This window comes from Paenibacillus sp. UMB4589-SE434 (assembly GCF_030226685.1).
Classification (GTDB): Bacteria; Bacillota; Bacilli; order Paenibacillales; family Paenibacillaceae; genus Paenibacillus_B.
Genome location: NZ_JASOYK010000004.1, coordinates 352,388 through 377,873 on the forward strand (window position 1 = coordinate 352,388; position 25,486 = coordinate 377,873).

General features: G+C 45.0%; 20 protein-coding genes and 2 tRNA genes. 16 read left to right on the forward strand and 6 right to left on the reverse strand.

Annotated elements, in window-relative coordinates; all coding sequences use genetic code 11:
- Positions 1 to 4: 4 nt before the first annotated feature.
- Entirely contained in the window at positions 5 to 739 is a 735-nt protein-coding gene (locus QP775_RS16860; RefSeq protein WP_285107730.1) for a hypothetical protein, read from the forward strand.
- Positions 740 to 827: 88 nt separating this feature from the next.
- Here QP775_RS16860 and QP775_RS16865 read toward each other — a convergent pair whose 3' ends face one another.
- On the reverse strand, positions 828 to 2,273 hold the full coding sequence (locus QP775_RS16865) for an RsmB/NOP family class I SAM-dependent RNA methyltransferase (protein ID WP_239326668.1): 1,446 nt from the start codon (positions 2,271 to 2,273) through the stop codon (positions 828 to 830).
- Between the two features lie 303 nt (positions 2,274 to 2,576).
- Between QP775_RS16865 and QP775_RS16870 the strand changes: the two genes are divergently transcribed.
- Together QP775_RS16870 and QP775_RS16875 are read left to right on the forward strand one after the other, a co-directional pair.
- On the forward strand, positions 2,577 to 3,536 hold the full coding sequence (locus QP775_RS16870; protein WP_239327723.1) for an ABC transporter ATP-binding protein: 960 nt from the start codon (positions 2,577 to 2,579) through the stop codon (positions 3,534 to 3,536).
- Entirely contained in the window at positions 3,533 to 4,297 is a 765-nt protein-coding gene (locus QP775_RS16875; RefSeq protein WP_239326670.1) for an ABC transporter permease, read from the forward strand. Before QP775_RS16870 ends, QP775_RS16875 begins: the two co-directional genes overlap by 4 nt.
- 95 nt (positions 4,298 to 4,392) lie before the next feature.
- Here QP775_RS16875 and QP775_RS16880 read toward each other — a convergent pair whose 3' ends face one another.
- Complete coding sequence (locus QP775_RS16880) at positions 4,393 to 5,565, reverse strand: GGDEF domain-containing protein (RefSeq protein ID WP_285107734.1); 1,173 nt, start codon at positions 5,563 to 5,565, stop codon at positions 4,393 to 4,395.
- A 143-nt stretch (positions 5,566 to 5,708) separates the two neighbouring features.
- Here QP775_RS16880 and QP775_RS16885 point away from each other — a divergent pair, with 143 nt between their 5' ends.
- From QP775_RS16885 to QP775_RS16895, 3 genes are all read left to right on the forward strand, one after another.
- Positions 5,709 to 6,839 carry a glycosyltransferase family 4 protein gene (locus QP775_RS16885; protein WP_239326674.1) on the forward strand — a complete coding sequence of 377 codons (1,131 nt, stop codon included), beginning with the start codon at positions 5,709 to 5,711 and terminating at the stop codon, positions 6,837 to 6,839.
- 203 nt (positions 6,840 to 7,042) lie between these two features.
- On the forward strand, positions 7,043 to 8,389 hold the full coding sequence (locus QP775_RS16890) for a metallophosphoesterase family protein (RefSeq protein ID WP_285107736.1): 1,347 nt from the start codon (positions 7,043 to 7,045) through the stop codon (positions 8,387 to 8,389).
- Positions 8,386 to 12,042 carry an AAA family ATPase gene (locus QP775_RS16895; RefSeq protein WP_285107738.1) on the forward strand — a complete coding sequence of 1,219 codons (3,657 nt, stop codon included), beginning with the start codon at positions 8,386 to 8,388 and terminating at the stop codon, positions 12,040 to 12,042. Before QP775_RS16890 ends, QP775_RS16895 begins: the two co-directional genes overlap by 4 nt.
- Positions 12,043 to 12,077: 35 nt before the next feature.
- Here QP775_RS16895 and QP775_RS16900 read toward each other — a convergent pair whose 3' ends face one another.
- Positions 12,078 to 13,202 (reverse strand): YkvI family membrane protein, encoded by a 1,125-nt coding sequence (locus tag QP775_RS16900; protein ID WP_239326680.1) that lies wholly within the window; start codon positions 13,200 to 13,202, stop codon positions 12,078 to 12,080.
- A gap of 196 nt (positions 13,203 to 13,398) precedes the next feature.
- Between QP775_RS16900 and QP775_RS16905 the strand changes: the two genes are divergently transcribed.
- Positions 13,399 to 14,037 carry a DedA family protein gene (locus QP775_RS16905; protein ID WP_285107741.1) on the forward strand — a complete coding sequence of 213 codons (639 nt, stop codon included), beginning with the start codon at positions 13,399 to 13,401 and terminating at the stop codon, positions 14,035 to 14,037.
- A 174-nt stretch (positions 14,038 to 14,211) separates the two neighbouring features.
- On the opposite strand, the gene QP775_RS16910 is transcribed toward QP775_RS16905, so the two are convergent.
- Positions 14,212 to 14,859, reverse strand: a complete 648-nt coding sequence (locus QP775_RS16910; protein ID WP_285107743.1) for a DNA uptake lipoprotein — start codon at positions 14,857 to 14,859, stop codon at positions 14,212 to 14,214.
- Between the two features lie 269 nt (positions 14,860 to 15,128).
- Here QP775_RS16910 and QP775_RS16915 point away from each other — a divergent pair, with 269 nt between their 5' ends.
- From QP775_RS16915 to QP775_RS16950, 8 genes are all read left to right on the forward strand, one after another.
- Positions 15,129 to 15,455: a hypothetical protein gene (locus tag QP775_RS16915; protein WP_239326686.1), complete on the forward strand. Its 327-nt coding sequence runs from the start codon at positions 15,129 to 15,131 to the stop codon at positions 15,453 to 15,455.
- Between the two features lie 120 nt (positions 15,456 to 15,575).
- On the forward strand, positions 15,576 to 15,800 hold the full coding sequence (locus QP775_RS16920; RefSeq protein ID WP_239326688.1) for a hypothetical protein: 225 nt from the start codon (positions 15,576 to 15,578) through the stop codon (positions 15,798 to 15,800).
- Between the two features lie 137 nt (positions 15,801 to 15,937).
- Positions 15,938 to 16,024 (forward strand) — tRNA-Leu (locus QP775_RS16925).
- Between the two features lie 358 nt (positions 16,025 to 16,382).
- Positions 16,383 to 16,469: transfer RNA gene (locus QP775_RS16930), tRNA-Leu, on the forward strand.
- A gap of 559 nt (positions 16,470 to 17,028) precedes the next feature.
- The gene (locus tag QP775_RS16935; protein ID WP_285107977.1) at positions 17,029 to 17,598 is read left to right on the forward strand and encodes an RNA polymerase sigma factor; all 570 of its coding nucleotides are present in this window, start codon (positions 17,029 to 17,031) and stop codon (positions 17,596 to 17,598) included.
- Positions 17,599 to 17,664: 66 nt separating this feature from the next.
- A complete protein-coding gene (locus QP775_RS16940) occupies positions 17,665 to 18,213 on the forward strand; it encodes a hypothetical protein (protein WP_239326690.1) in 549 nt (182 codons plus the stop codon).
- Positions 18,214 to 18,280: 67 nt separating this feature from the next.
- Positions 18,281 to 18,739 (forward strand): hypothetical protein, encoded by a 459-nt coding sequence (locus QP775_RS16945; RefSeq protein WP_285107746.1) that lies wholly within the window; start codon positions 18,281 to 18,283, stop codon positions 18,737 to 18,739.
- Between the two features lie 244 nt (positions 18,740 to 18,983).
- Positions 18,984 to 20,006 (forward strand): S8 family peptidase, encoded by a 1,023-nt coding sequence (locus tag QP775_RS16950; protein WP_285107748.1) that lies wholly within the window; start codon positions 18,984 to 18,986, stop codon positions 20,004 to 20,006.
- 89 nt (positions 20,007 to 20,095) lie between these two features.
- Here the strand turns inward: QP775_RS16950 and QP775_RS16955 are convergent, their stop codons facing one another.
- Complete coding sequence (locus tag QP775_RS16955; protein ID WP_239326696.1) at positions 20,096 to 20,815, reverse strand: AAA family ATPase; 720 nt, start codon at positions 20,813 to 20,815, stop codon at positions 20,096 to 20,098.
- A 45-nt stretch (positions 20,816 to 20,860) separates the two neighbouring features.
- On the reverse strand, positions 20,861 to 21,022 hold the full coding sequence (locus QP775_RS16960) for a DUF3006 domain-containing protein (protein WP_239326698.1): 162 nt from the start codon (positions 21,020 to 21,022) through the stop codon (positions 20,861 to 20,863).
- 328 nt (positions 21,023 to 21,350) lie between these two features.
- On the opposite strand from QP775_RS16960, the gene QP775_RS16965 reads away from it, so the two are divergent.
- On the forward strand, positions 21,351 to 25,328 hold the full coding sequence (locus QP775_RS16965) for an SdrD B-like domain-containing protein (protein WP_285107751.1): 3,978 nt from the start codon (positions 21,351 to 21,353) through the stop codon (positions 25,326 to 25,328).
- The last annotated feature ends 158 nt before the right edge of the window (positions 25,329 to 25,486 follow it).

A 25,486-nucleotide genomic window follows, 5' to 3' on the forward strand; every position in this document is an offset into this window, starting at 1 on the left:
AATGATGGCAACTATTGAACTTAGACCGGATTTTAAGACTGTTGGCGGTGAAACGATGGATGTGATGCTGGATGACACATACGCTGGCTCTTTGTTTCTGCTGTACCGCGAGCAGGCTCGAATGCAAGGGGTATTTGTAATGGATCAGGAAGCCGTAAATGATGATGCGACGATGAATCAGTTGGAAGCTCACGTAGAACGGTATGTCCAGCATTTATGCGCAGCCCTGGGGGCCCGCGAATTGGAAGTGTCATTTCTTGCTTGCGGTTGTTCTAAGGTATTGAGCTTGCTTAGCGAGTGGGAAGATTTGTTGGATATCGGAGCGGACTCCATTACTACTCCCTACGATGATATTTTAATTGAGAAATTTGAAGAAGTACCTAATGAAGAGATGTTAGCGAATCTCGAAGTAGGATTTGTCTCTTCGCAGCTTCAACGTTCATCATTTGACGATATTCAAGTACTGCTGGCACGTGACGATGGTGACACGCTGCTGTACGATGTATACAGCACTACATCTGGTTCACTCCCGCTTGGTACGGCTACAATTGATACGAATGGTGAACAACTCTCTGGATATATTGATTTCCGCGTTCCTGGAACAAGTAAAGACCGAGACCGCGCAGCACAAGCGATCATGCAGGAGCTGTTAAAGGAACAATCATTTACCGCCCTCCATCTTAATATGATGTTCCATAATGAGATTATTGATGAATGTCTTCTAGCAGCGGTAAGATGACTTTAATCCGATATGCAAACAAACCTCCAATCAGACAACTGCAACGCAGATGCTGGTTGGAGGTTTATTTGCATGTGAGGACATCTGACTAAGGGGTGCGAAGTCCTTTTGGGTAATGGTTTTTCAGGATGCCATCAGATACTTTTCCCCATCCAAGTGGTAGACCATCAGTTGTAACTAGCGTCCAGCCTTTGCAACAGGCTGTTTCCTCGCCAGGCTCAGCCGTGATCGTTTCGCCCCTTAAATAGGCTTTAACTTGATTCGAGCCAGAAGGGAGTTCCCAAACCGAATTGACGCATGCCGCGCTTTGCAGCGACAATGCGAGTGCATGGGCAGGTTCGACCCGATTTTTTCGCATATGCGCAAGATGAAGCCCCGGGCGTGGTACCCGTAGACCTGATAAAAAGTCCGGCGACAGTTTTAAATTGGCGTTATTGATTGGATGTGGAAGCCAATATAACTCTTCACCATATAATATGGCTTCCCCTGGGCCCGGTGTCCACTGGGTTAAATTTACTTGGGCCCACTCCTGAAATGCACGATAGGCTGCCTCGGCTTCCTGACGCGCACGAGAGTCCCCGTTGTGCTTTGACGCCTTGCCCTTCTGCTGCTTGCTCGAGGGTGCGGGCACACACGATAAGGTGCTGCTGGCAGCGGCAATATGCTGCAGAGGCTCTTCGAGGCGGAGTACAGCAACGAAGTGTCCTTCGCCAGTGTGAAGGTGAGGCCAGATTCGTTCCGTCTTTATAACACGGAACTGAGGGTATGCTTGAATCCAACGTGCAATCAACTGTTCATTCTCCTGCTCATTAAAGGTGCAGGTTGAATACGCAATCGTGCCTCCAGGCTTCAGCATGCGTACAGCGGCTTGAACGATATCCCATTGTCTTGCCGCACACATCTGAACATGATCGGGCGACCATTCATCAATCGCATCCGGATCTTTGCGGAACATCCCCTCGCCAGAGCACGGGGCATCGAGCATAATACGATCAAAAACTTCTGGAAAGCGAGTGGCTAACGAGTCAGGATCAGCATTGACGACCACTACATTTGCCATGCCCATTCGTTCTACGTTCCCGGCCAGAATGCGTGCCCGCTCACGATGAATCTCATTGGACACGAGCAAGCCTTTTCCTTGCATCCTTCCGGCGATTTGTGTACTTTTGCCGCCGGGAGCGGCTGCCAGATCCAGAATCGTTTCACCCGGCTGCGGATCAAGCAGGGCGACGGCTGACATAGCAGACGGTTCCTGGATATAATATAATCCTGCTGCATGGTATGGATGTCTGCCTGGCCGTGCCTGATCAAGATACGTATATCCTTCGCTGCACCATGCAACGGGAGCAAGACCAAATTGCTGCAGTGCTTGCTGACGGGCTGTGTCATGCAGAACCCACTTATCTGGATGAACACGCAGGCCATACGTACGAGGCTGTTCGTAGCTTGCAAAAAAAGCTGCAGCATCTTCCTGCAAAATGGCTGTCATTTGTTGGCGATATAAATCAGGAAGTTGTTGTTTAAGTTGATACATTCGAACTTGGCCCCTTGCTCTTACAAATTTGCTTGATTATGCGTTAATATTTTACCGAAAAATCTGGCTCTTTTGCAATATGGTTAATGCGGAAGGAAAGTGGGGATGGATATAAAAGTGTATCTCCAATCCATGAATGTAGATATATAAAGGAAAAAACGATTGCATAAAGGTGAATTTATGTAATATAATGTAATATTGTGAAAACTTACGAAAATGTAAGTAGTCAAATTATAGCGAAGTTTGTAAAGTATATAGAGAGAGAAAGGTTATGAATTAAATTAGTTAATTATTTCTATGCAAATGTGTGACCATGAGAGAGGGGTGGGGAACGTGAACGATATCGTTGTAGAGCTAAAAAATGTAACGAAGATAATTGGCGGTAAAACGCTTATTGATAATTTATCGTTCAGTGTGCGCCGAGGTGAGGTTTATGGATTTCTAGGACCGAACGGTGCAGGTAAGACAACTACTATTCGTATGATGGTGGGCTTGATGTCGATGACTTCCGGGGAAGTTATCATTGAAGGCCACAATGTATCGAATGAACGATCCAAAGCGATGGCGCATGTTGGAGCAATCGTTGAGAATCCAGAATTGTATAAGTTTATGACAGGTAAGAAGAATTTGCTTCACTTTGCGCGCATGTGCGGTAAGCCGATCTCGCAGGAACGTATTGATGAGATCGTCAAACTTGTAGAACTGGACAAGGCGCTGGATAAGAAAGTGAAAAACTACTCGCTTGGTATGAGACAACGTCTTGGTATTGCTCAAGCTTTACTACACAACCCGTCAATTCTCATTTTAGATGAGCCTACTAACGGGTTGGACCCAGCGGGTATCCGCGAACTGCGTGATTATTTGCGCCGCTTGGCTAAAGAAGAGAACATTTCGATTCTCGTTTCCAGTCACTTGTTGTCTGAGATCGAATTGATGTGTGATCGTGTACTTATTATCCAGAATGGTAAATTTGTTGGAGAACGTGTTCTGGATCCGAATGCGGAAGGTAATGCGGCTGAAGCACGCTCTATCCAACTGCGTGTTGGGGATGGTGAGCATGCGAAGTCTGTCTTGGCGGATACAGAATGGAACATAACAGCGTCAGCTGGTTCTTCACTCACATTGTTGTTGATGAATGAAGATATTCCAGCTGTTATCGAACACTTGGTACGTAATGGCGTTAAATTATATGAGGTTCGCGCCGTTACACCGACTTTAGAGGATACATTCTTATCGATGACGAAAGGAGGCCACATTCAATGAGTTATTTTTCAGGTCTCGTACGCAATGAGTGGATGAAGGCAAATAGCAAGCGGCAGCTTCCTTATTACTATGCATTCTTGTTTATAATGATTATTGCACTGGGAACGATTATGCGGTTGTTTATATTTAAGTCTGCTGGGGAATTCAGTTCTATGGATTTCTTGGATACGACAGTTGATATTGCGTCAATCGTGACACTGTACTTTATGATTGTAGTCTCCGCTCAGATCATTACAGACGAGTACAAGGACGGGACGATCAAACAGCTGTTAATCCGGCCTGCAAGTCGGACGACAATCTTAATGTCCAAGTTAGTCAATCTGATTGTTATCGTATTATCGGTATATATTATTAGCACGATTATCGGATATCTTACAGGTATCATATTGTTTAACGGACCAACAACAGTCACTTTGGGTGGAGTGTTGGCGAAGCTTGGATTCTCTATTCCAGGGCTGTTGTTCTATTCACTGCTCGCTTTTACGGTTGCGGTACTAACCAAGAGCTTAGGGATGTCGATTATTGTACCGATAGCAGCCCAGTCGATCGTGGGACCGTTGATGGGGATGTTTGCATCCAAGTCATGGTATAAACTTCTTATTTTCCCAAACCTAAACTGGGGCGCATACTTTAAGGATCAAGGAGCATCATTGCCTTATGCAGGAGCATCATTTGGTCTTGCGGCACTGATCTATGGAATCTATATGATGGTGTTACTCTTGGTGACTATTTTCTTCTTTAACAAACGTGATGTACAATAAATAACAGCAAATCCCACCGACATTATTAAACTTGATAAAGTCGGTGGGATTTTTTAATGGTAACGCTTCATATACTAATACGACCAGCGATATAATTATTTAATGTGTTTAATAGGTGATAATAAATGTTTGATTTCCCCATAACAGGAGACGCGGTTTTTGCCATTTTGTTTGGAATAATACATCGCTTCATCGGCTTCCTTAACTAACTGATCTATTGACATTTTGGGTCGTAAAACGCTATAGCCGATACTTATTGTCACTCCTGCCTCAGCTTCTATGCGGGAGCGGATCGATTCTGCAATAACAGGCGGCTTTGCTTTACGATGAGCAATAAATGCAATGATCTCCTCACCACCAAACCGACCGGCCAGCCCAATATCTTCTACTTCTTCGCGTACAATCTGAGCAACTGTTTTCAGCACCTCATCTGCAAATAAGTGACCCTTTGTATCATTTAATCGCTTAAAATTATCAATATCACAAAAGATCAGGGACACCTGCTTCGGCTTGCCAGCGATAAATTGATTCATACGCTGATGCATATACCTGCGGTTATATAAGCCGGTAAGACCGTCGGTAATTGAGGAACGATAAGTAGTCTGCAAATTCTCCACAATACGTTCAAAGAACAAGAAAAATAGGATCGTATAATAACACAGTGTGACGACATGCTGGGTCATCAGTAAAGAAGAACTGGTTCCGTTCGATATGGTAATGTTAAGTGTAATGGTCAACAAAATGCCAAGGTGAACAACGAGACTAAAGGTATAGCGTCCTTGCTGACTAATTCGTGGAGCGATAAGCACATAACATAGGATAGCGATCACTGCTTGATAAGCTATCAATGGCCAAGTAGAAGTCAGCACGTTCTGATCTGGTGCAGCGATCAGGGCGGATATGCCGGACATGACAGGCACACCAACAATCATAAGTATAAAGCGCAGTCTCATCGGTCGATTAATTCGCTTATATAGTCGGAGAACGGCAATATTTACGAAAATAAACGATAAAGTAACAAGCCCAGCTCTACCAATGCTCAGCAATTGCAGGGTTCCCTCTTGCAAAGAGAAGTCCATTAGGGCAATGGTGCGATCAACGATCATCATAACGATACCCGCAAATAAGATCACGTAAGCGGATGAACGCTGTTTTGAATATAATCGAACAGACATCAGCAGCATGATCAACATGATGTATAATAGACACATAGTTGTCAGCGCGACTACATCTCTCTCCGTAAGCAAGAAATGCAGAACTTCTTTCATTTGAGGCACTCCTAATAGGTTATTCTGGTTTGATATTGCTGAATTGGATAATATTCGACATTGGCCGCTTACTTTACGGCAAAATATGTTCTAATATATCATAAACAATGGTAGGCGAAAAGCGAAGAAAAGGAGGAACAGCGATGAATATTTTACAGGCTTTGTTTTTCCCTCCGGAACAACCGGGTGGGGTTTCCTCCATGGTTCCTTATATTTTAGAGCGATTTCAAACGCCAAATTGGGAAATGGAACTGTTCTCTCTTCCGAAGCGTATTCGGGGCAAGGGTTCCGAACAGCTAACATTTGCAACTTTTGACTGGACAGAATACGAACATTCTCCTATCGTTCAAAAGTACATGCAGACTTATCGTGATTATGTATGGTGGACGAAGCTGCGCATACAGAAATCATATGATCTTATACATGCCCATCATCCGATTGCGGCATTAGCGATGAAACGGTTATTTCCAGATACGCCGATTGTGATGACGCTCCACTCCAGCTTTGAGCGCGAACTCATTTTGAATGGAAAGATCCAAACGGATGGGCCCGAGCACCGCTTCTTGACTTCTTTGTATCGAGAGCTTGAGTATCAAGTTGATGAGATGATGACAGTGTCGGAGGCATTTAAGCGTTATTTGACCCATTATGTGGAAGAGGTTGATCGAATTACGGTACTGCCAAACGGATTCGATGAGAAACGTTTTAAGCCAATTGCGCACGACAATGCAGTTCCGCAGCTAATCACGGTATCTCGTCTTGTACCAGCTAAAGGGATGGACATTCTGCTGGAGGCCTGTGCGGAGTTAAAACGGCGTGGGCACGCATATGTGTTACATATTATTGGTGACGGCCCCATAAGGGAACATCTAGAACACATGGCTCAGCGCTTGGGTATTTACGATGAGACTATTTTTTATGGATATATGCTTCATCCAGAGGAATTTATGCCGTTCTCGGACATATTTGTCCTTCCTTCACGGGCAGAAGCCTTTGGGTCCGTTTTTGCCGAAGCGGCCCTCTGTTGGCTTGCGCTGGTTGGAACCGCAGTAGGCGGGATTCCCGAGCAGATCGAAGACGGTGTCAATGGACTGCTTGTCCCGCCGGATCAACCCATTGCACTGTGTGATGCATTGGAGCGTGTAATGATGGATTCTTCATTCCGATATGAATTGGCGCGGGCAGCTTGGACCAAGGCAAAGCAAACCTACTCTTTAAGCCGGATTGTAAATGAATTAAAATGCACTTATGTAAAATATAAACCCGTATCCTAATAGAATGAAAAGGCCGGCACGCTCGATGTGTCGGCCTTTTGGCGCACTTAATAGAAGAATTGATAATAAAGAGTATTGCTAATACAGGGATAGAATCCGTAAATTAAGAAGAATGGCGTACGTGTGTTCTTGTTGTTAAGGATACGTTATAATATAGGCAGTTGGTTTAGGACGAACATAGCAGCAAAGAAAGGACTACATTTATGATTCGCAAATTAAGATTTGTACATGCAGCCGACTTACATCTCGACAGTCCTTTCAAAGGGCTCGTTCATATACCTGATACGTTACGGGAACAGGTTATCGCCTCCACTTTTCAGGCATGGGACCAATTGGTCGAACTAGCCATACAGAAGCAAGCGGATGCAGTGCTATTGTGCGGGGATATGCACGATTCTGCCCACAGGTCACTTCGCGCACAGTGGCGATTGCAGCAAGGGCTGGAACGATTGTGCAATGCAGGTGTGCGCGTATTTATGATTCATGGCAATCATGACCCCTTAACATCGGATAACAAGTGGAACTGGCCGGAGGGGGTAACTGTGATGGGAACCGAGCAGCCGGACAGCCATTTTATTCAGAACCGTCATGGAGAGCGGGTGGCTGTCGTAACAGGGATGTCATATGGATCACAAGCTGTATACGCGAATCTGGCATCTTTATATCCGTCTTGTCCTGAGAAGGAAGCAGAACGGAATAAGACCGATGCTGAATATAATGACTGTGCTCCTACTATGTCTAAACTGTTTCGAATCGGAATGCTGCACGGCACACTTGACGGACGAGAGGAGCATGATCCCTATGCTCCTTGTTCGAAGCAAGAGCTGCTAGCTAAAGGTTATCATTATTGGGCGCTCGGCCATATCCATAAACGAGAGATCGCAAATGAATATCCACATATGGTATACCCCGGAAATATTCAGGGCAGGCATGTCAAAGAATCTGGGGAAAAGGGTGCATATGTGGTTGATGTTGAGCAAGATGATCGTATATCCATGCAGTTTCATCCTTTAGATATGGTTCGATGGCTTGATTGTAAAATATCCATAGAAGCAGTGGGATCCAGACAAGAGATGTCGGATTTGCTGTTAACTACGTTGGACGAGATGCGGGAAGCCGCTGAAGGTCGGACCACACTCGCACGTATTACGTTTTTTGGCAGAACATCCATACATCACGAACTCACTTCCGGAACTTTATTAAAAGAGTTGGAAGAAACATGGAAAGAAGCGGAAGAAGAGCGACTGGAACATCAGGAGTCTTTGGTATGGCCAGTCCAACTCCGAGTAGACAGTCGTGCAGTTGCGAATATTGAGGCTTGGCGAGAATCAGAACATTTTATCGGCGACCTTGTACGAATGGCGGAATTGCATGCAGAGGTGGGAAATGGCATGCAAAGCCTCATCGACGAAGCAATGGGCCCCATGCTGCAGCAGAGACGGCTTGTGCAATGGCTGGAGGAGCAGCCCGAATCGACTCGAGCAGCATGGTTAGAAGAGGCGATGCATCTTGTTGTTGGGATGCTGGAGGGGGAGACCGATAAGTTATGAGGATTGAGCGAATTGATATCCAATCCTTCGGTGCACTTCAACAATATTCGCTTGAGTTTCCTGCAGCAAGACTAGCGGTTATTGTTGGTCCGAATGAAGCTGGGAAAAGTACGCTTGCTGCATTTATTCGAGCAATGCTTTATGGTCTTCCAAGACGTCACACTGGGGGGGACAGATATGAGTCTCTTGACGGCTCTCCCATTGGAGGGCGCATGTCGGTAATTGATGGGACAGGTGGACGATGGCAAATCGAAAGATTGCAGCGCACACAAGGTATTTATGAGTCGATACAATACATACAGCACGATGGACAAGTAAGGGTAAAACAGCAGTCAGATCTGGAAAAGGAATTGCTTGGCGGATTAAACAGTGAGATGTACGGGAAGCTGTTTGCTGTTACGTTGGATGAGCTGCATGCACTACATACGCTTCAAGGTGATGAACTCCGTGCTCATCTATACGATACGGGGTTTGACACTGTGTCTTCCATTGCAGATAGCGAACGCTGGCTCCAACAAGAGATGGATAAGCTGTTCAAGCCGCGTGGACGTACGCAGGCGATGTATTACACGCTGCAGAACGTGGATGAGCTTCAGCGAAGACGGAAGGTGAGTAATAAACATGTTCAGCGATTGGAGGCGGCGAGGGGCGAACTGGATAACGCCAACGAGTCAACTTCCGATCAGTTGACCCAACGTGTGCAGCTGCGGCAAGAGCTTGCGCTTGCAGAGCGTGCATTGCACGTCAGCGACGCCTGGATCAAGCTGGTTGCTGTAAGAAGTGAATTAGAAGAGCTTCCAGAGATGTCAGGATGGCAGCCGTTATGGGCTGAACGATGGCAGCGATTACTTCAGTCCAGCGAAGGAGTTGAAGCCCGAATCCGTCAGCTGGAAGAAAAACAACGCCATGTGGAGCATCAGCTTCAAGTTGTGCAGCCAAATGCGAGCTTGCTTGCGCATGCGGCAGAAATTAATCGTTTATGCGGTATGTCTGAAACGGCCCACATCTGGGTGCAAGAGGCCAGCGAAGTAAGAACAGAGCGGGAGCTAGCGGAAGACGAGCTATGGCGGCTTGCAAGGTTGACGGATCGAACTTGGACCCCGGAGATGTTGTTATCGAGCGATATGTCACAGTCTGTTCTTGAATCCGTACGAGGTCAAGGAAAACAGTTGGAGCAGTTGACTGCGCAAGTGGAGCGAATGACAGAAGCGAGGACACGTGTTGGCCGAGAGTATAGTGTCGTGTTAGAGTCCAAGCATCATGCAGCAACCGTTATGAATCAGCATCAAGTACGAGGTGTGCTTGACAGTGGATTCTCACCGCAGGACACGATACTGCATGGCATCCAGCGGAAGCGGGATATGCTGCAGCAGGCTGTACAACTCGTTATGTCTCGTCAGCTGGAATCTCCTTCTCACGTCATGGAGCAAGCTAGAGGAACTGCAAATGGTATGGCAAGCAGAAGCTGGTCGACACTTGTTATGGCGATTGTCGCTGTGGCTGCTGCCGCTGCGCTGGCTGTTGTGGGACAGTGGCTAGGGGCGGCAGTTGTCCTGTTGTTTGCCATTCTATCAGCCACATTATTCTGGATGAATCGTCCACAGGCAGCCCTGCGCGAGCACAGCAGCGTGGTTGATCGATTTGATGCGGATAAGATTCAGCAAGCAGATCATCTAGCCATGCAATTAGAAGAACAACTGGCAGTTGTATTAAGTGCTTTGTCTCGTTCAGTGCCAAGCAAGAATCGTGTGTCCAATAGCCAATATACTAATAATAATGCAGAATCTGTGCGTGAGCATACAGAAGCAAATTATAGGAATGACCCTGATACAGGTATACCAAATTCCCCCATTGCCCATGATGCCGTACTAGTTGGAGTAGGAAAAAGCGATATTTCTCCTATTGAGAATGATATATATGAACCTACGCCAAGTCGAAGTCGCTCTGCCACACTCAAAATAGCCGCGAACAATGGATTGAGTAGCAACGATCGCGATGGTACTCGTCATATCCACTCCGCTAAGGGAAGAGGTACGTCCTTTAAGGAAGAGGATGTGGATGAACTGGGAGGACTCCTGCTTAAACGATTGGATGAGCTGAATGCAGCCATTGATGCGGTGGAAGCCTGGATGCGAGAGCATGATCGTCTTGTGCTGCGGCAGCAGGCGACTTCAGATGCCGAGCAATCGGCCAAGCGATTACTTGCGGCCGCTGAGAATGATGCTTCACAGGCGAGCGGACAGCTTAAGGCTTGTTCCGTCGCCTGGCAGCAATGGCTGAGCGCTCGACGGCTGCCAGCACACTGGAGCCCGCCAAGCGTCCTGGAGCACTTCCGCCGCGTCGAGCAGGCGGCGGAATGCCAGCGGCAGCGTGAACGGCTGCGTGCACGCGAAGAGCGTGTACTTGCACAAGTGCGCGAGTACACAGACGCTTGCGCAAGGCTCGCCGCAGCCGTGGGATACACAGCAGCGACTGCCAGCGAAGCAGTCACTGCTGAGTCCTTGCTTGACAGGTCAAACGAGCCATTGGCATCAGTGAGGGCAGAACCAGCCTTGCCGGATGCCAATATGCCCGCGTGGGACGAACCAACTAGGCCAGATGCCGCATCTCTTTCGTTGGGGGAACTGAGCGAGCCAATCACCGAGGAGCCATTAGTAAGCGTGCTTAGCTCAACTCATTCTATTTTGTCCGCTCTGCGTGATCGGATCGAGCAGGAGGAACGTCAGTCGGCGCTGCAGCGGCAATTAAAGCATACGCTGTCTGATGCTGCTGAAGAGCAACGTCAGGCGTTGGCAGAGCTATCAATTCTGCTTGCCAAGCTTAATGAACTGTACGCTGAAGCGGGTACACAGGACGAAGAAGCGTTCGCGCAGGCTCGCAGCCATGCCGATCGATACATTTATTGCAGTGAATTGCTGCGTGAACTGGAAGCCGCTTGTTATCGAGGAGGAGCACTTGAAGCCTTTGCACCCGTAGAGGAGCTTCTCGTGCAATTCGATGCTAGAGAGCTGGAGGAAAGAAGAAACGATCTGCTTTATCGTATGGACACTTTGGACGGTGAGATTCGAGACAGTGAGCAGCGTGTAGGAAGACTGCAGCAAGAGGTAGAACGGTTAAAGCAGGAAGTAGAAGGTGAACAGTGGCAGCAGCAGTTAGCAGATTTAGAAAGTGAGCTGCACGAGCAAGCAAGTAAATATGCTGTATATGCATTAGCCAAGACGTTGATCAGGCGAACGCGGCAACGATATGAGGAAGAGAAGCAGCCAGTTGTCTTTAAGCGTGCGGGAGACTATTTCCGTGCTATGACAGCTGGAAAGTATATTCGAATCGTATCCCCGCTTGGGACGCAGCGCATCGTCGTAGAGCATCAAGACGGTAGATTAATTGATAGTTCACGATTGAGTCGCGGAACGGCTGAACAGGTATACTTGGCGATGCGTTTTGCATTGGCAGAAGTATTGTCGGAACGCGTAGCGCTGCCATTTATTTGGGACGACATCTTGGTCAACTTTGATGAGCAGCGGCTGTTGCAGACAGTTGGCTGCATGCCTGATATTATGCGCCGGCATCAAATTATTTGGACAACGTGTCACTCCTATATGGTAGAGCTTATTGAGAAAGTGATCCCAGACGTTCATGTCATGAAGTTATAAAGAGCTAAAAATAGTTAACATAAACCTCGCGTCGTTCAAGCGCGAGGTTTATTTTTTTGTTTTGACAGCCAAGCCCATGAAGCCTCAGTAGTAGATTCTAGCGGAGGTACTGGCTGATGAGGAATTGGTTTGTTCATTGGCAAGCGAATTAAAAGAACTAGCCAGACGACGCTGAACAACCCGAAAAGCGGATACAAATAGGATACCAAGGGTTTAAATCCGAATTGACTCATCAAATAACAAAACAGCATGATGACTGCGATGATCCATTTAGAAGGAATATGGATTCTATGCTGCAGTTGCAGCGTGATCCCATATATATCGGCAATAAATGTGGTGAATATTTCAGAAAAAATAAGCACGATATATATCATTTGGATGGCAAAGCCTAATCCGTATGCAATATGACCCATCGGAATGTCGTATTGTGTAATGCCCGGCATATGGGCAGATAAGGCAAAATGACCTGCAAACAGCATGCAGCCGATCAGTATCCCGCCGATCCATCCTCCCCATTTGATGCAGCGCTCATCGGGCATAGATGCGCCTAAAGGAACAAGTACAGCTTGGGCCATAGCCAGATTAAAAGCTCCGTACAATAGGGACGATGACCAAGCTGCGTACAGCGGCTTATCTGTCACTAAGGTAAATGCCTGCATCGTATTGGGCAGTTCGATTGTGTGCCACATAATAAATATCGTAAACAGCAGCATGGTGGGCACTACGATGGAGTTCAAATGCAAAATGGCGTTCATGCCACGATTAATCACCCAGTAGGAAGCTGCGATGGTAATTAGCAGTCCTGTTTGATAGTGTAAATTGAGATGTTCATGGAACACGGAGCCGGCACCGGCAAGCATAACGCTATTGACAAGGATCAGAACAATTAATGTAAATAAACTAATATGACGACCTGCATGGGGGCCAAACAATGTGATGTTTACATCCTCATATGAACGTGCTTTAATTCGGTGTGATATAAGCATCAATTTTGTACCCAGCCAAATAAAGATTACTGTTGCAATCAGAATGGTGAAGGGGGCCACTTTACCGAATTTTGTGAAGAATTGGAGAATCTCTTGACCCGTGGCGAACCCAGCTCCCACGACTGTTCCGATATAAGTAAACGAGATTTGGAGTACTCGCAGCATAAACTTCATTCTTGTAAGCTCCTTTCAACGCCTTTCTAGGTGACGAACAGCTCGAATCTCAGGCTTGTACGGCACTAATAGACTGTATGCAGGAGCATGAAAGGACATGCCTAACTATATATGTTACAATATTCCTGTTGTTCTGAAATAATGGGAATTCATCAATAAATGGCGCGCTTGATGGTCATAAAGGGGAGGCAACATCATGTCCGATATCATGTGGATAATATCACATTATGGATATATGGCTTTATTCGTACTGTTGGCCTTAGGCATTGTAGGTCTGCCGGTACCAGACGAAACGATTATGGTTTTTGTGGGCAGTTTAACGGCAAGTGGACCGTTTCATTATATCAAGGCGTTTATTGTCTGTTTACTGGGCAGTATGACAGGGATGCTGATTAGTTATACGGTAGGGCGGAAAGTCGGCAAGCCGCTATTAGATCGTTATGGAAAATGGGTGAAGCTTACACCGGAGCGTTTGGCAAAATCAGAGGCTTGGTTTAAAAAGTACGGCCCCATAAGTATTGCATTTGGATATTTTGTACCGGGATTCAGACACTTGACGTGTTATTTTGCGGGCATGTCCCGTTTAAAGTTCCCTGTTTATTTAGCATCTGCATTTGCGGGCGCTGTCATATGGGTAACGACGTTCTTGACGCTTGGTCATTTTGTTGGAATGCATTGGAAAGAAACGGTGAAATGGCTCCATCAACAGTTGGGACCTACACTTCTGATTGCGCTTGTGATTGCAGGACTTATCATACTGGTCTTTTTCCTTGTGCATAAGAAGAAGCGGCAGCGTGCGTCACAGCCCAAACAGGCAGTTAATGAGCCGCAGTAATTATATATTGCCCGTTCTTGAATGGGAGATTTCATAAATACGTTGGATTAACTTGAAATAGGAATGGTATATCTTATATGTGTGCTTGTATTACAGATGTATAACCAAAAACGCCTTGATGACACTTGTTGTGTCTCAAGGCGTTACGTATATATATCAGCTGGGAAATGTAATTTACGCGGCACTGCTTTGGTGTGGAAATAACTTGACGGATTGGATCTTGCTTGTCTTCGGATCAAGGTCAAGTCGCAGCAATGCATTGCCAGACTTATAACTCCATACATAGCCAGTATCTTGATCAGGCTTGCCAAGGGCTGTAACAGCGGAGGAATCGTGATCACCAACTTTAAGGCCGATAATGCCAGTTGAAGTTCCGGACCCGGAAACTTCGATAAAGGCGACATGTCCTTTGGAATTGCAGCCAAAAGAATATCCTTCATACTCCAGGACTTCAATTGGATCTGCCTCATCCATCGTATAACGTGTATCCGGTGCTCCCCACGCTTTGGTAATATCCTGCTCCGTATCCGATAAAGAAATGCCCTTCAGCTTCATGTTTTTGCGATCAAAGTCAAATTCAGGATGGTTCTGGTTCGCTGCATCTGATGGCGCATCCTTGGAACTAGATGCAATTTCAGTCTTCTCAGATTTCGAGTGGGGCGAATCCTGAATGGAATTTGACACTTCCTTTTGACCGGATAAGACATCATCTGTGGAATGCGGGGGCACACTGTCGTTAACGGATTGACACCCAAGCGTTAAGGAGATGAACAATGCGCTCGTTACAAGCACTTGAACACTCTTCGTTATGGGTCGCTGCATCTTTCGGTTCCTCCTTTACCGCCTCGCGACGGACATACATCATATTACCCTGTTACAAATATTTGAATCAACTTCGACCTGAGGTTGAATTGGTGCAAAAACGACGTTATTGAGTCTTTATTCAAAGGAAGTACCCATTTTTCGTGTTCTACATTAGTAAGACGTGATTCCAGCTCATTTGTTGCAGTAAACTAAATAAAAAGTCTGCTTTTCTCCTTTGGCGCAAATAGCATATAATAAGAGTAAGTGTTGAGAGGGGGGCGAAGAGGATGGTTCATGAGCCGACGGCTGAGTTTCTGCAAGGTAAAGTATCGGATGCGAAGGTGCATTTTGAACGCGCGCTTGATTGCAAGCATACAGAGTTCGATGACCTGTACCCATATATGATTGAACACCCGCAATTTTTTTGGTACAAACGCTATGTGGCGTGGTCAGAATTGCTGACGGTGGTCAAACTATGTAACGAGCTTAATGTAACATGGCGTCAATTATTTTCGGTACAGCAGGCAGATTATATCGAGAAGCGAGTAATGTCAGCCAAAGTGCTGGATTACTGGTTTGAGAAGAACGATTCGCGGGAACACGTAGGACATTAATTAAAGAATGTTCATTGATTAGCGGGACACGATAGTTATGGACCTGTGGGTTAGTTTGCCGCAGGTCCTTCGTATATACAGAAGAGTACTTGCATATAGGCATAAGGAGGAATAAGCGTAATGGACGAGCAGTTATTAGATCAATATCGGCAGCAGGGCATACTTGTGCGTGTAGTACGTGATCTATTGGAAATTAATGATGTAAAAGGGATTGTGGTTGCTTGGGACGACGACAGTATAATGATTAGAAAACCGAATCGTCGTATTGTTAAGTTGAAGCGTTCTTACCTCGTGCAGCCGATTGAGGAACCTCGAAAGCTGCCCCCAGGGTTATTGGAAGAGTAAGCAGCTGTTGGTATGACCTAATGTTAGCCAATAGTGAGAAAAATATATTGCAAGGATGGAGTAAGTATGATAATATATATTTCCTAAGCCCAATTATATTGGTTCATAATATTGGTGGGTTATTGAATATCATACATGCAGTCATGGCGGAATTGGCAGACGCGCTAGATTCAGGTTCTAGTGCCCGCAAGGGCGTGGAGGTTCGAGTCCTCTTGACTGCACCATCTTATCAACAACAAGTTCGTACAACTGCTGTGCATGCAGTTTGTGAGCTTTTTTTATTTGGTATTTTCAATACTTTTTTATGAATAGTTTGCTTTTGGGGACGCATGAAAACGCTCAGCGATGGAACAATAGGGATTGGATTGAACTCGCTCCATAGACGAATAGTTAGACAGCAGCTCATTAAAAAATGGAATTAACATGTTGACACTCAACTCGTTACGTGATATATTATTTCTTGTGACCGAGCGATGAACTGATTAACAATAACGCAGAACATACTGGACATACAGTTAAGAGACGCGTTGAAGATTCTCTTCATGAGTCAGAAGTTACATACAATGTTCTATTATACAACATGCAGTCATGGCGGAATTGGCAGACGCGCTAGATTCAGGTTCTAGTGCCCGCAAGGGCGTGGAGGTTCGAGTCCTCTTGACTGCACCAATTTTATAAGAACGAGAATGTTCATAGGATGCTGAATAGCATTTTGTGGATTTTTTTATGTTTAGAGTTTGTATACTGGATCGTTCACCATTAAGCAGATACCCATCCACTTTTAAGTAAACTTCGATTATCTTCTGAACTCTCCTCTCATTCGAAATACTCTTATGTTAATTTAACCACCGATGTTTGATCTTCTCGTTTTAATCGTAAGTTCCCTCAATCATTTTCTAGTACCCACAAATACGAACTCCACTTATTTTCAAAATTAACCACAGTTTAATAATAACTTTTTCATTTCTTAACGATGCGACATTTCCCTCATTGCCTCATAGCAGGCGGAATTTCATTCTCTATATGTCCTTTTCTTAGTTTTTCATTTTTATCATTCTAGAATTATCCACTATAAAGGGGGTGATATATGCAGGGTTTTAGTAAAATCCTTGTTGTGTACTGACGATAAGTACAAGCATTAAGAGGTTATAGGATAGAGCCGATTCGTTAAGAACGGATGGTCTAAAACTATAGGTAAGGGAGTAGGAGGGGATAAACGTTGCCTATCATGCTGTCCCAACGGGATAAAAAGGATGAAGGTATGTTTGTTACTGAACTGTACATTCGATACTACCCCATGATGAGAAAAAAAGCTTTTGAGATTACACGTGATCATAGTGTGGTAGAGGATATCATCCAAGATGCCTTTATTCGCTTAATTAGAAAAATTACACTTCTAAAATCATTAGATCCCGGCAAAAGAGTCTCCTATATACTCCAAACCACTCGAAATACAGCCCTTAATTATTTGAAACAGCACGCTAAAAATAAAAAACATACCACGAATTGTTATCAAGATTTGGAATGGGTAAGTGACTCTCAGACTAGTATTGAGGACATGTACAATACAAAAGAAGGGCTTCGTTCAGTAAGTATGATTATTTCAGCGCTGCCCAAAAGAGATCGTATGCTGCTATACAACAAATACATTTTAGATTTGGACGATAAAGATATTTCTCGCTCGATGAAAATACCAAAGGCTAATATTCGATCTTATTTGACGAGAGCGAGGCAAAGAGCCTTAAAAATGCTGCTTAAACATAAAAGTTTCATCACCAGTGTGCGACCTCAGGTCTAATTTTGAAAAATGGTCACATTACCTGTTGCATATTCTTGATTTTGGTTGTCTTTAGGATAGAAACATATGAGTCAAACATATGGATCGTTTGAATTGGTGGCCGCCATTCAATATAAAGTCAAAATTTATATAGTTGGAGGTTATGTCATGTTCAAGAGTAAATTATTTCTAGCATCAATGTCTTCCTTATTATTGGCTGGTGCAATTGGGCTTCCTGCTTCACAAGCTTTTGCAGCATCACCTCAAACAGCTGTTGTATCCAGTGTTAAGGCTGTAAGTGTGCAAGGATCTGTTGAGGCAGCAGGTAAGCTAGGATTCCTAGTAAGAGGTGCCCTTGTTGTTATTAAAAATGCGGTTAAATATGGTGGGGAAGCATTATCCCATGTTGTAAAATGGCTTGATGCGGACACGGCAAAATACTTATCTAAAAATACGAACAAAATCTCGGATGGTATAGATAAAGCCATTGGTAAAATTAGCGAATTGGGAGATTATGCAACTGCGACGATCAGAACGATTCTGCTTGACGGTCTCCGTGCGGCAGGTGTTCCAGATAAGTACGGTGTAGCGATTGCAGAAGCCATTGCTGCAACGGTTGACTTATTGCTCCTCTAAAAGGTGTGAACATAGGGAGGGGGAACTAATGCTTCTCCCTCTGCATGTTTTTAGGAAGGTGGTTAGCATGTTGGATCCTAAAATAAAGCAATTGGAAGAAATGATCGTTCAACAAAACAAAGTCATTCTCACGCTGCAAAATAAGATTGAATTATTAGAGGATAAAGTAGTTCGGTTAGCGATCTGCAAAATATCAAACGGAAATTATCCTTATTATGATTTTCTTTTGTCTTACCATATAACTCCGGAACAGCAATTTCAAATAAAGAGACTATTTATGGTGTTATCTGAAAAACGATCAGGAAATACACTTCCAGTTTCGTTTAAAAGTTCTGAGAGTTATTCGACTGATTTCTTATACGAAGACAGTACGATCACTTACAACGACGTAAAAAACTCGATCTTGACCATCTTGCTCAATACGGATGATGACCTTCCACTATCATTAATTACAGCCATGAGAGATCAGGGGATGCAGACGGAGCTTTGTGATTATTTAATTTCTTTGGCCAAGAACGAGACCTAGTCAAGGAACCTTTTTTATATTCGTAGTTATTTATATCTATAGTTCTATAACTCTATTAACGTATTAATAATGATGATTGGAATGTTAGCATATGAAAATAATAAGGAACGTACTTTGGTTCTCTTGTATCAGCTGCATCTTCATCGTTTCTATAATAGTTCCGTCTTCTTTGTCAGCTCGAGAGGTGAACACAAGGTACTTCATTTCATTTAAAGCACAGATCAATTACGGATTAATCTTTGGCATGGAAGGTAAGATTGTAGAAGAATATCCAGACTTGACGATGATACTCGCTGAGCTATCAGAAACTAAAGCTGCCAAGCTTAAATTGGATCCACAAATTGAATTTGTTGAACCCGATATATTACTCCATGTGTTGCCCGGATTGAGTACGAATTTGGAAAGTGAAACGCTGCTCCCACCTCTTGTTAATAAGGGACAAGAAATTCAGTGGGGGATGAAAAAAGTCAAAGCAGTTGAAGCTCAAAATGAGGGTTATAGTGGTAAAGGAGTTAGGATCGGTGTCGTGGATTCAGGTATTGATTATACACATGATGATCTCTTAATTGCAGGTGGAGTCAATATGATCGATGGCAGCGCTAACTTCATGGACGATTACGGCCATGGAACGGAGATAGCGGGAATTATCAGTGCTATTCCTAATGATATAGGTGTGTTAGGCATTGCACCTGACGCCCGTTTATATGGCATAAAGGTTCTAGATTCAAAAGGGTATGGTCACATCAGCCATGTCGTCAAGGGGATTAAATGGTCAATTGATCATGATATGGATATTGTGAATTTGAGTTTCCAAACAAAAGAAAACAGTCTAGCATTGAAGAAAATAATAAAGAAAGCTTACCATAAAGGGCTGCTGCTTATAGCTGCGGCAGGCAACAATGGGTTCAATGAAGGAAATACGGTTGAATATCCCGCAGCATATAAAGAAGTGATTGCAGTTGGAGCGATTAATAGCAGAGATGAGAGAACCTTTTATTCGGGTAGAGGAAAAGAATTAGATGTAATGGCCCCGGGGGCAAGTATTTATAGTACGACGTTACATAATCAATATGCAATGACGCTTGGGACTTCGATGGCAGCTGCCCATGTCTCAGGTGCAGCCGCATTAATCATGGAAGCGAAGCCTAACCTAGACAACAGAGAGATACGTTCGATTATTGTTCATACTGCCAGTAAAATGGGGGAGAAAAACCTGTACGGGCACGGATTAATAAATGCTTTAAAGGCAATTCATTATAGTGAATAGGGTATAGACAACAACGCAACCTCCCTTTCAGTGCAAAGCAGGCTGAAGGGGAGGTTGCGTTGTTGTTATTTGTGGTTAAGTGATATGTGCTATTCTTCAGAATCATCCTCAAATAAATGTTTGAGCACCGATTTGCGATTTTCTAGAAATTTTCTAGTAATTTGATAGTGATCGGTGTCTTCGTAACGGATCTGAGCTATTGGATGACTGTCAAAATTAATAATTTGAGCGTCTGGATATCCCATTAAGATAGGAGAATGCGTGGCTATAATAAATTGCGAATCTTGGGATAAATCTTTAATGATACGCAACAATGCCAATTGCCTTGCAGGAGATAATGCAGCTTCGGGCTCATCCAGCAAATAAATGCCTCTGTCTCTGAAGCGATGATTAAACAGGCTGAGAAACGACTCTCCGTGTGATTGCGTATGCAGGGAACGTCCTCCGTACGCTTCATACATGCCGATCTCATCGATATGTGTAGCAAACTCATAAAAGGATTCTGCGCGCATAAAAAAGCCGTTTGTCAGCTTAGGAAACCATGACAGCCGCACATAATTCCCCAATGCCGCCTCAGAGGATTCCACGTAGTAAGTGTTATTCCTACCACCACCAGCTGTATTAAATCCGCATTGATAGGCAATTGCTTCAAGCAAGGTGGATTTTCCGGAGCCATTTTCGCCAACAAAAAAGGTAACATTGCTTGAAAAATGTAGGGTGTCCAATCTCTTGATTAGAGGCAGGGAGAAGGGATAACTTTGATAATTATGCATCTTCTCTTTCAGCAGATATAAGCTCTTCAAAGACATGAAGTAATCTTCCCTCCAAGCAGGATAGATTCAACAAACAATTGACTAACGTTGTTTATCCACTAATATACGATTGCCCTCAATAACAACAATATCTCCAACCTCTGTGCCAGGGGGGAGCAGATGTTTTGGGTACTCAATCGAATGCTCATCTACTTCAATTACTGCAATATCGCATTCAAAGCGATTAATGGTTCCTTTTATCATGTAAGAGTACCTCCTATGAACGGATTAGATATTCAAAGTTTAACATAGGCTCAGCAATATAGCGACCGTACGTTAGATGAGCATATCTAGCCAATTTCCATTTTCAGTATTTGTACAGAATGAACGTTTAGTATAGGTACAGGGTTATTTGATTGTATTCAGATAACCCCTGATTCTGTTACTCCATGTCTAGCTTGCATACACGAAAGAGTCGGGAAGAAGTCATTACTTAAAGGAGGAGGCTACATATGCTCACCAATTCGCTGGCAATGACTCTTATGGCTAGCGATGTATTACAACTGAAAGCAGAAAGGAGCTTACTGCACGAATGAAAAGATTAGTAAAGACGCAAGCGGTTATTTGGGCGTTTATGTTAGTGCTGCACAGTGTGCTGCTGCCTGTCGCTGCCTATGCTAACCAAGCTGGAGGCGATGCCAGTGGTGTCCAAATTAAATTAAACACCACGGAAGCGAATGTACTTGCAGGCAAAACGTTCTCGTATGAAATTGATTATAGCTTGGCGAGTACGACAGGAGACTTTGCCAATGCAAAGATAGTGCTGCCCCTGCCAGCAGGAATTGAATTTGAACGTACAATAGATTCCATTCATGCAACAGGTAAATATGAGAAGGTTGGTAACGCCGGTACTGTAACCTTTACATTCAAAGATCCAACAGCAGCCGGGGTGACAGGAAGACTGCAAGTGAATGCTCATTTTCCTAACCAAGTAACGCCGAATGGAACCATTGCTACCACGAATGCTACTTTTGAACATAATCAAGGAAGCGTTCGTGTGACGTCCAATCTGGTGCAAGTGACGGCGATGGCATCAGCGGAATGGAGTTTAAAGAAGGAACAAGTTGTTCCCGTGCAGCATGTCAAGCCTATACCTGGCAGCGAAGTGGAGTACAAAATTACATTTGGTGATGTCAAGGATGCCAACCAGTATGGCAACTTGAATATTGATGACGTAATTATTACGGATACACTTCCAGACGCAGCTACCTTTATATCAGCTCGTCCAGCACCTAGCAAACAGGAACTGAACAATAAGCGGTTGACTTGGCAGGCGAATGCTCAAGGAGACTTTCCTACTGAAATATTCGTAAAAGTATCTTACCCAGCCAATGTCATCGACGTAATTAATCAGCACCCTGACAAGTATCCAGAGCAAAAGGTAACGAACAACGCCCAAGTATCCTACAAGCCGCTTGGGGAATCTCAGCCTACAGTCCTTCAGTCTAAGGCATCACACGGTTTTGTTGATGTCCCGCAGGGAGGCATCTGGATTTACAAAAACATTTACAGTGCCAACGAAAAAGAGCTGTCGAAAGGTCAAGGGGTAAGCTTCTATATCGGCGGGATGGATAATTCGGCTAACGTAGAGCTGCAGGACGCCAAGATGACGGATATGACACCGAATGGTCTGGAGCTCAATTATTTGAAGACCCCTAAGTTTGTTGGAATCTCATCGTATAAAGTACAGTACACAACGACTACGCATCCTAAGGACGACAGTAATTGGTCGAATTGGGGCGCACAGCTGACAACGGATAAAGTGCATCAATTAAACGCTGCGGATTTATTACCCACACAAGCTGCTGATATCAAAGGCATCCGTTTTGTGTTTGGTTCTATTCCGGTTGAATTTCGTCAAGTAGGCGCACTGGAGCTGCGTTATAGCCTGACAGCAGACTATAAGAATCTGCCGGAGCCGTACGTGTACGGTTATTTCCAAGATGGTACGGACGGGGAGCCTGGTGGCAATTTCCCGGATCTGGACAAATACAACGGACTGCCGAACAGTCAGGAAAGTCCTGCTGACCGTAAACAAATTGTGAATCACGCGGTTATGACCCATTCGATGAAAGATAAGAATGGGAACCCAGGCAGCACACAGAAATTTGTAGCTAGAGTTAAAGTGCTTGCGGTTGATAAACTGCCGATTATTAGTGTCGACAAAAAGGCGAGCGGCACTGTCTTCGAGTCAGGGGATAAGGTTACTTATACGATCAAGGTGAAAAATGCGGGAAGTACGAATGTTGACTTTGAAAATCCGATCGTAAGGGACCTGCTTCCTTCCGAACTGGAGTATGTCAAAGGCTCCTTAACATTCAAAAATAGTAACGGAATCGCACTACCGGCTCCGCATTTTCAACAAGGAAACCCTGATAGCAGCGGCCGCACTCCACTTGTTTGGACATGGGGAAGTGATAATAGCAATACCCTGCTGCTTAAGAATGGGGACACACTGACTTTAACCTTTGATGCTCAGATTAATAAGGGAACTTCGCGTGGCTCGATTACAAACGAAGTGGAAGTTACGTCTGTTACCCAGAAATATGTAAACAATTATAATAATTTTAAAAATCAGCGTTACAAAGACGGTAAATGGTATGTGTACAGCAATACTGCGATTTATATCAATTCTGCTGTAAACCTGGAATCCATTAAGTGGGTGCAGGGGGATTTGGATAACGGAACTTGGACGAAGTATCCGGACACAGGCAATGTTACACCTGGCGGTGAAATTAAGTATAAGCTGGAGTTACGGAACAACGGCACAGTGGGCGTCAAAAATGCGATCATCGTAGATGCTCTGCCTCACATAGGCGATCATGGCGTTATCGATCCAGCTCCGCGAGGCAGCAAATGGAGTCCTGTACTGACACACGAGCTTAGTTTGCCGCAGGATGTCACCGTATACTATAGCACTGACAGCGAAGTATCAATGACAAGAGGCGACTGGTCGAAGGTGGCTCCTCAAGATTTGACGACAGTTAGAGCTTTGCGGTTCGAGTTTGGCAAAGATGTGATCTTGGCTCCCGGTGAGTCGAGGGAGCTGACGTGGACGATGCGTGCGCCAGTGGGCGCGCCGACAGGGCTTGATCAAATTGCTTGGAATTCCTTTGGATATACAGCTATTCCAGTAGGCAGTGATTCATTTATGCTGCCGGCGGAGCCGCTAAAGGTAGGCATTAAGATTCAAGATAATCCGAAAGCTGAAATCGGCAACTACGTATGGCTAGACGTGAACGACAATGGAATCCAAGATGAAGCTCCTGCAAGCGGAGTTAACGGTGTACGAGTTACCTTGCACCGTGCAGCCGACGGTCAACTGCTGCAAAGTACGATTACAGGTAACAGTCATACAGGGGACCCTGGTTATTATTTGTTTACGGGTCTTGAAGCAGGTCATTATGTTGTGAAATTTGAATTGCCAGTAGGATATGAGTTTGCGAAAAAAGACGAGGGAACTAATCCTTCCCTAAATTCAAAGGCGGATCCAGCAGGCATAACCGCAGTAGTGGCACTTCAAGCAGGTGATAAGCACCATGACGTGGATGCAGGTCTTATCACTAAAAAAACACCTCCTGTTACGATTAAGGGAGCGATCGGCAAATACGTATGGCTGGATACGAACAGCAACGGCATTCAGGATATTGAAGAATCTGGGCTAAACAACGTTGTGGTTGAGCTGCGGGATGGCCGTGGAGACTTGCTCGCTTCTACCGTAACCCGTTCTGTTTACTACAGCACGGTGACGAATTCGGTATATGACCCGACTGTAACTGGTTCTGTCTACAATCCAAGTGTGACGGATTATGTGTATAAGCCAGGTTATTATTTATTTGATCAACTAAATGCTGGACATTATAAAGTTCGGTTTATTGTGCCGGATGGCTACGCATTTACGAAACAAAGCCAAGGCAGTGATCCTGTACGTGATTCCAATGGCAGTACGCTTGGTTGGTCGGAGGATATTACGTTGACGGAGGGGCAGCGAAACTTGACGATCGATGCTGGTCTTGTTGTTAAGCCGACAACTCCAGTTGATCCGGGTAAGCCAGACGAGCCGGGTACTCCGGGTAAGCCAGACGAGCCGGGCACTCCGGGTAAGCCAGACGAGCCGGGCACTCCGGGTAAGCCAGACGAGCCAGGCACTCCGGGTAAGCCAGACGAGCCGGGCACTCCGAGTAAGCCAGACGAGCCGGGCACTCCGGGTAAGCCTGATGAGCCGGGCACTCCGGGCGAACCGGGTACTCCAGGTAAGCCGAGTGAACCAGGAAATCCGGGTGAAGATGGCGCGAATCAACCTGGAGATCATACAGGAGGAGAACATGACGGGCAAGATGAGACAGAGGGCGGCGGCACGGATGTAGCAGGTGATAACGACCATGTTAAGCCAGGTCAACTGCCTCTGACAGGTGAAGAAGCACCTGTCGCTCCAATTGCAGGTATTCTTCTTTGCGCGATTGCTGTTGGGATGTGGCTAGTGCGCAAAAAAATGACGACTGTCCGTTAAACGATTCTTAACTACGAATCGAAACAACAAGCGGGAACCTTTGTCTCGTTGTGACCCCGATCAGAAATGTGATGTGCGAGGACTGAGATGATATTTCCGTATGTTAAGCGTCGCCGTTATGGCGGCGCTTTTGTATGGAGCGGGCGTTATCTGAAAAC

Coding starts and splice junctions, on each gene's coding strand:
- QP775_RS16940 (WP_239326690.1), top strand. CDS start 17,665: ATGAGTCAAACATATGGATCGTTTGAATTGGTGGCCGCCATTCAATAT.
- QP775_RS16955 (WP_239326696.1), bottom strand. CDS start 20,815: ATGTCTTTGAAGAGCTTATATCTGCTGAAAGAGAAGATGCATAATTAT.
- QP775_RS16880 (WP_285107734.1), bottom strand. CDS start 5,565: ATGAAAGAAGTTCTGCATTTCTTGCTTACGGAGAGAGATGTAGTCGCG.
- QP775_RS16965 (WP_285107751.1), top strand. CDS start 21,351: ATGAAAAGATTAGTAAAGACGCAAGCGGTTATTTGGGCGTTTATGTTA.
- QP775_RS16905 (WP_285107741.1), top strand. CDS start 13,399: ATGTCCGATATCATGTGGATAATATCACATTATGGATATATGGCTTTA.
- QP775_RS16890 (WP_285107736.1), top strand. CDS start 7,043: ATGATTCGCAAATTAAGATTTGTACATGCAGCCGACTTACATCTCGAC.
- QP775_RS16865 (WP_239326668.1), bottom strand. CDS start 2,273: ATGTATCAACTTAAACAACAACTTCCTGATTTATATCGCCAACAAATG.
- QP775_RS16945 (WP_285107746.1), top strand. CDS start 18,281: ATGTTGGATCCTAAAATAAAGCAATTGGAAGAAATGATCGTTCAACAA.
- QP775_RS16900 (WP_239326680.1), bottom strand. CDS start 13,202: ATGAAGTTTATGCTGCGAGTACTCCAAATCTCGTTTACTTATATCGGA.
- QP775_RS16915 (WP_239326686.1), top strand. CDS start 15,129: ATGGTTCATGAGCCGACGGCTGAGTTTCTGCAAGGTAAAGTATCGGAT.
- QP775_RS16910 (WP_285107743.1), bottom strand. CDS start 14,859: ATGCAGCGACCCATAACGAAGAGTGTTCAAGTGCTTGTAACGAGCGCA.
- QP775_RS16920 (WP_239326688.1), top strand. CDS start 15,576: ATGGACGAGCAGTTATTAGATCAATATCGGCAGCAGGGCATACTTGTG.
- QP775_RS16895 (WP_285107738.1), top strand. CDS start 8,386: ATGAGGATTGAGCGAATTGATATCCAATCCTTCGGTGCACTTCAACAA.
- QP775_RS16885 (WP_239326674.1), top strand. CDS start 5,709: ATGAATATTTTACAGGCTTTGTTTTTCCCTCCGGAACAACCGGGTGGG.
- QP775_RS16950 (WP_285107748.1), top strand. CDS start 18,984: ATGGAAGGTAAGATTGTAGAAGAATATCCAGACTTGACGATGATACTC.
- QP775_RS16870 (WP_239327723.1), top strand. CDS start 2,577: ATGTGTGACCATGAGAGAGGGGTGGGGAACGTGAACGATATCGTTGTA.
- QP775_RS16960 (WP_239326698.1), bottom strand. CDS start 21,022: ATGATAAAAGGAACCATTAATCGCTTTGAATGCGATATTGCAGTAATT.
- QP775_RS16860 (WP_285107730.1), top strand. CDS start 5: ATGGCAACTATTGAACTTAGACCGGATTTTAAGACTGTTGGCGGTGAA.
- QP775_RS16875 (WP_239326670.1), top strand. CDS start 3,533: ATGAGTTATTTTTCAGGTCTCGTACGCAATGAGTGGATGAAGGCAAAT.
- QP775_RS16935 (WP_285107977.1), top strand. CDS start 17,029: ATGCTGTCCCAACGGGATAAAAAGGATGAAGGTATGTTTGTTACTGAA.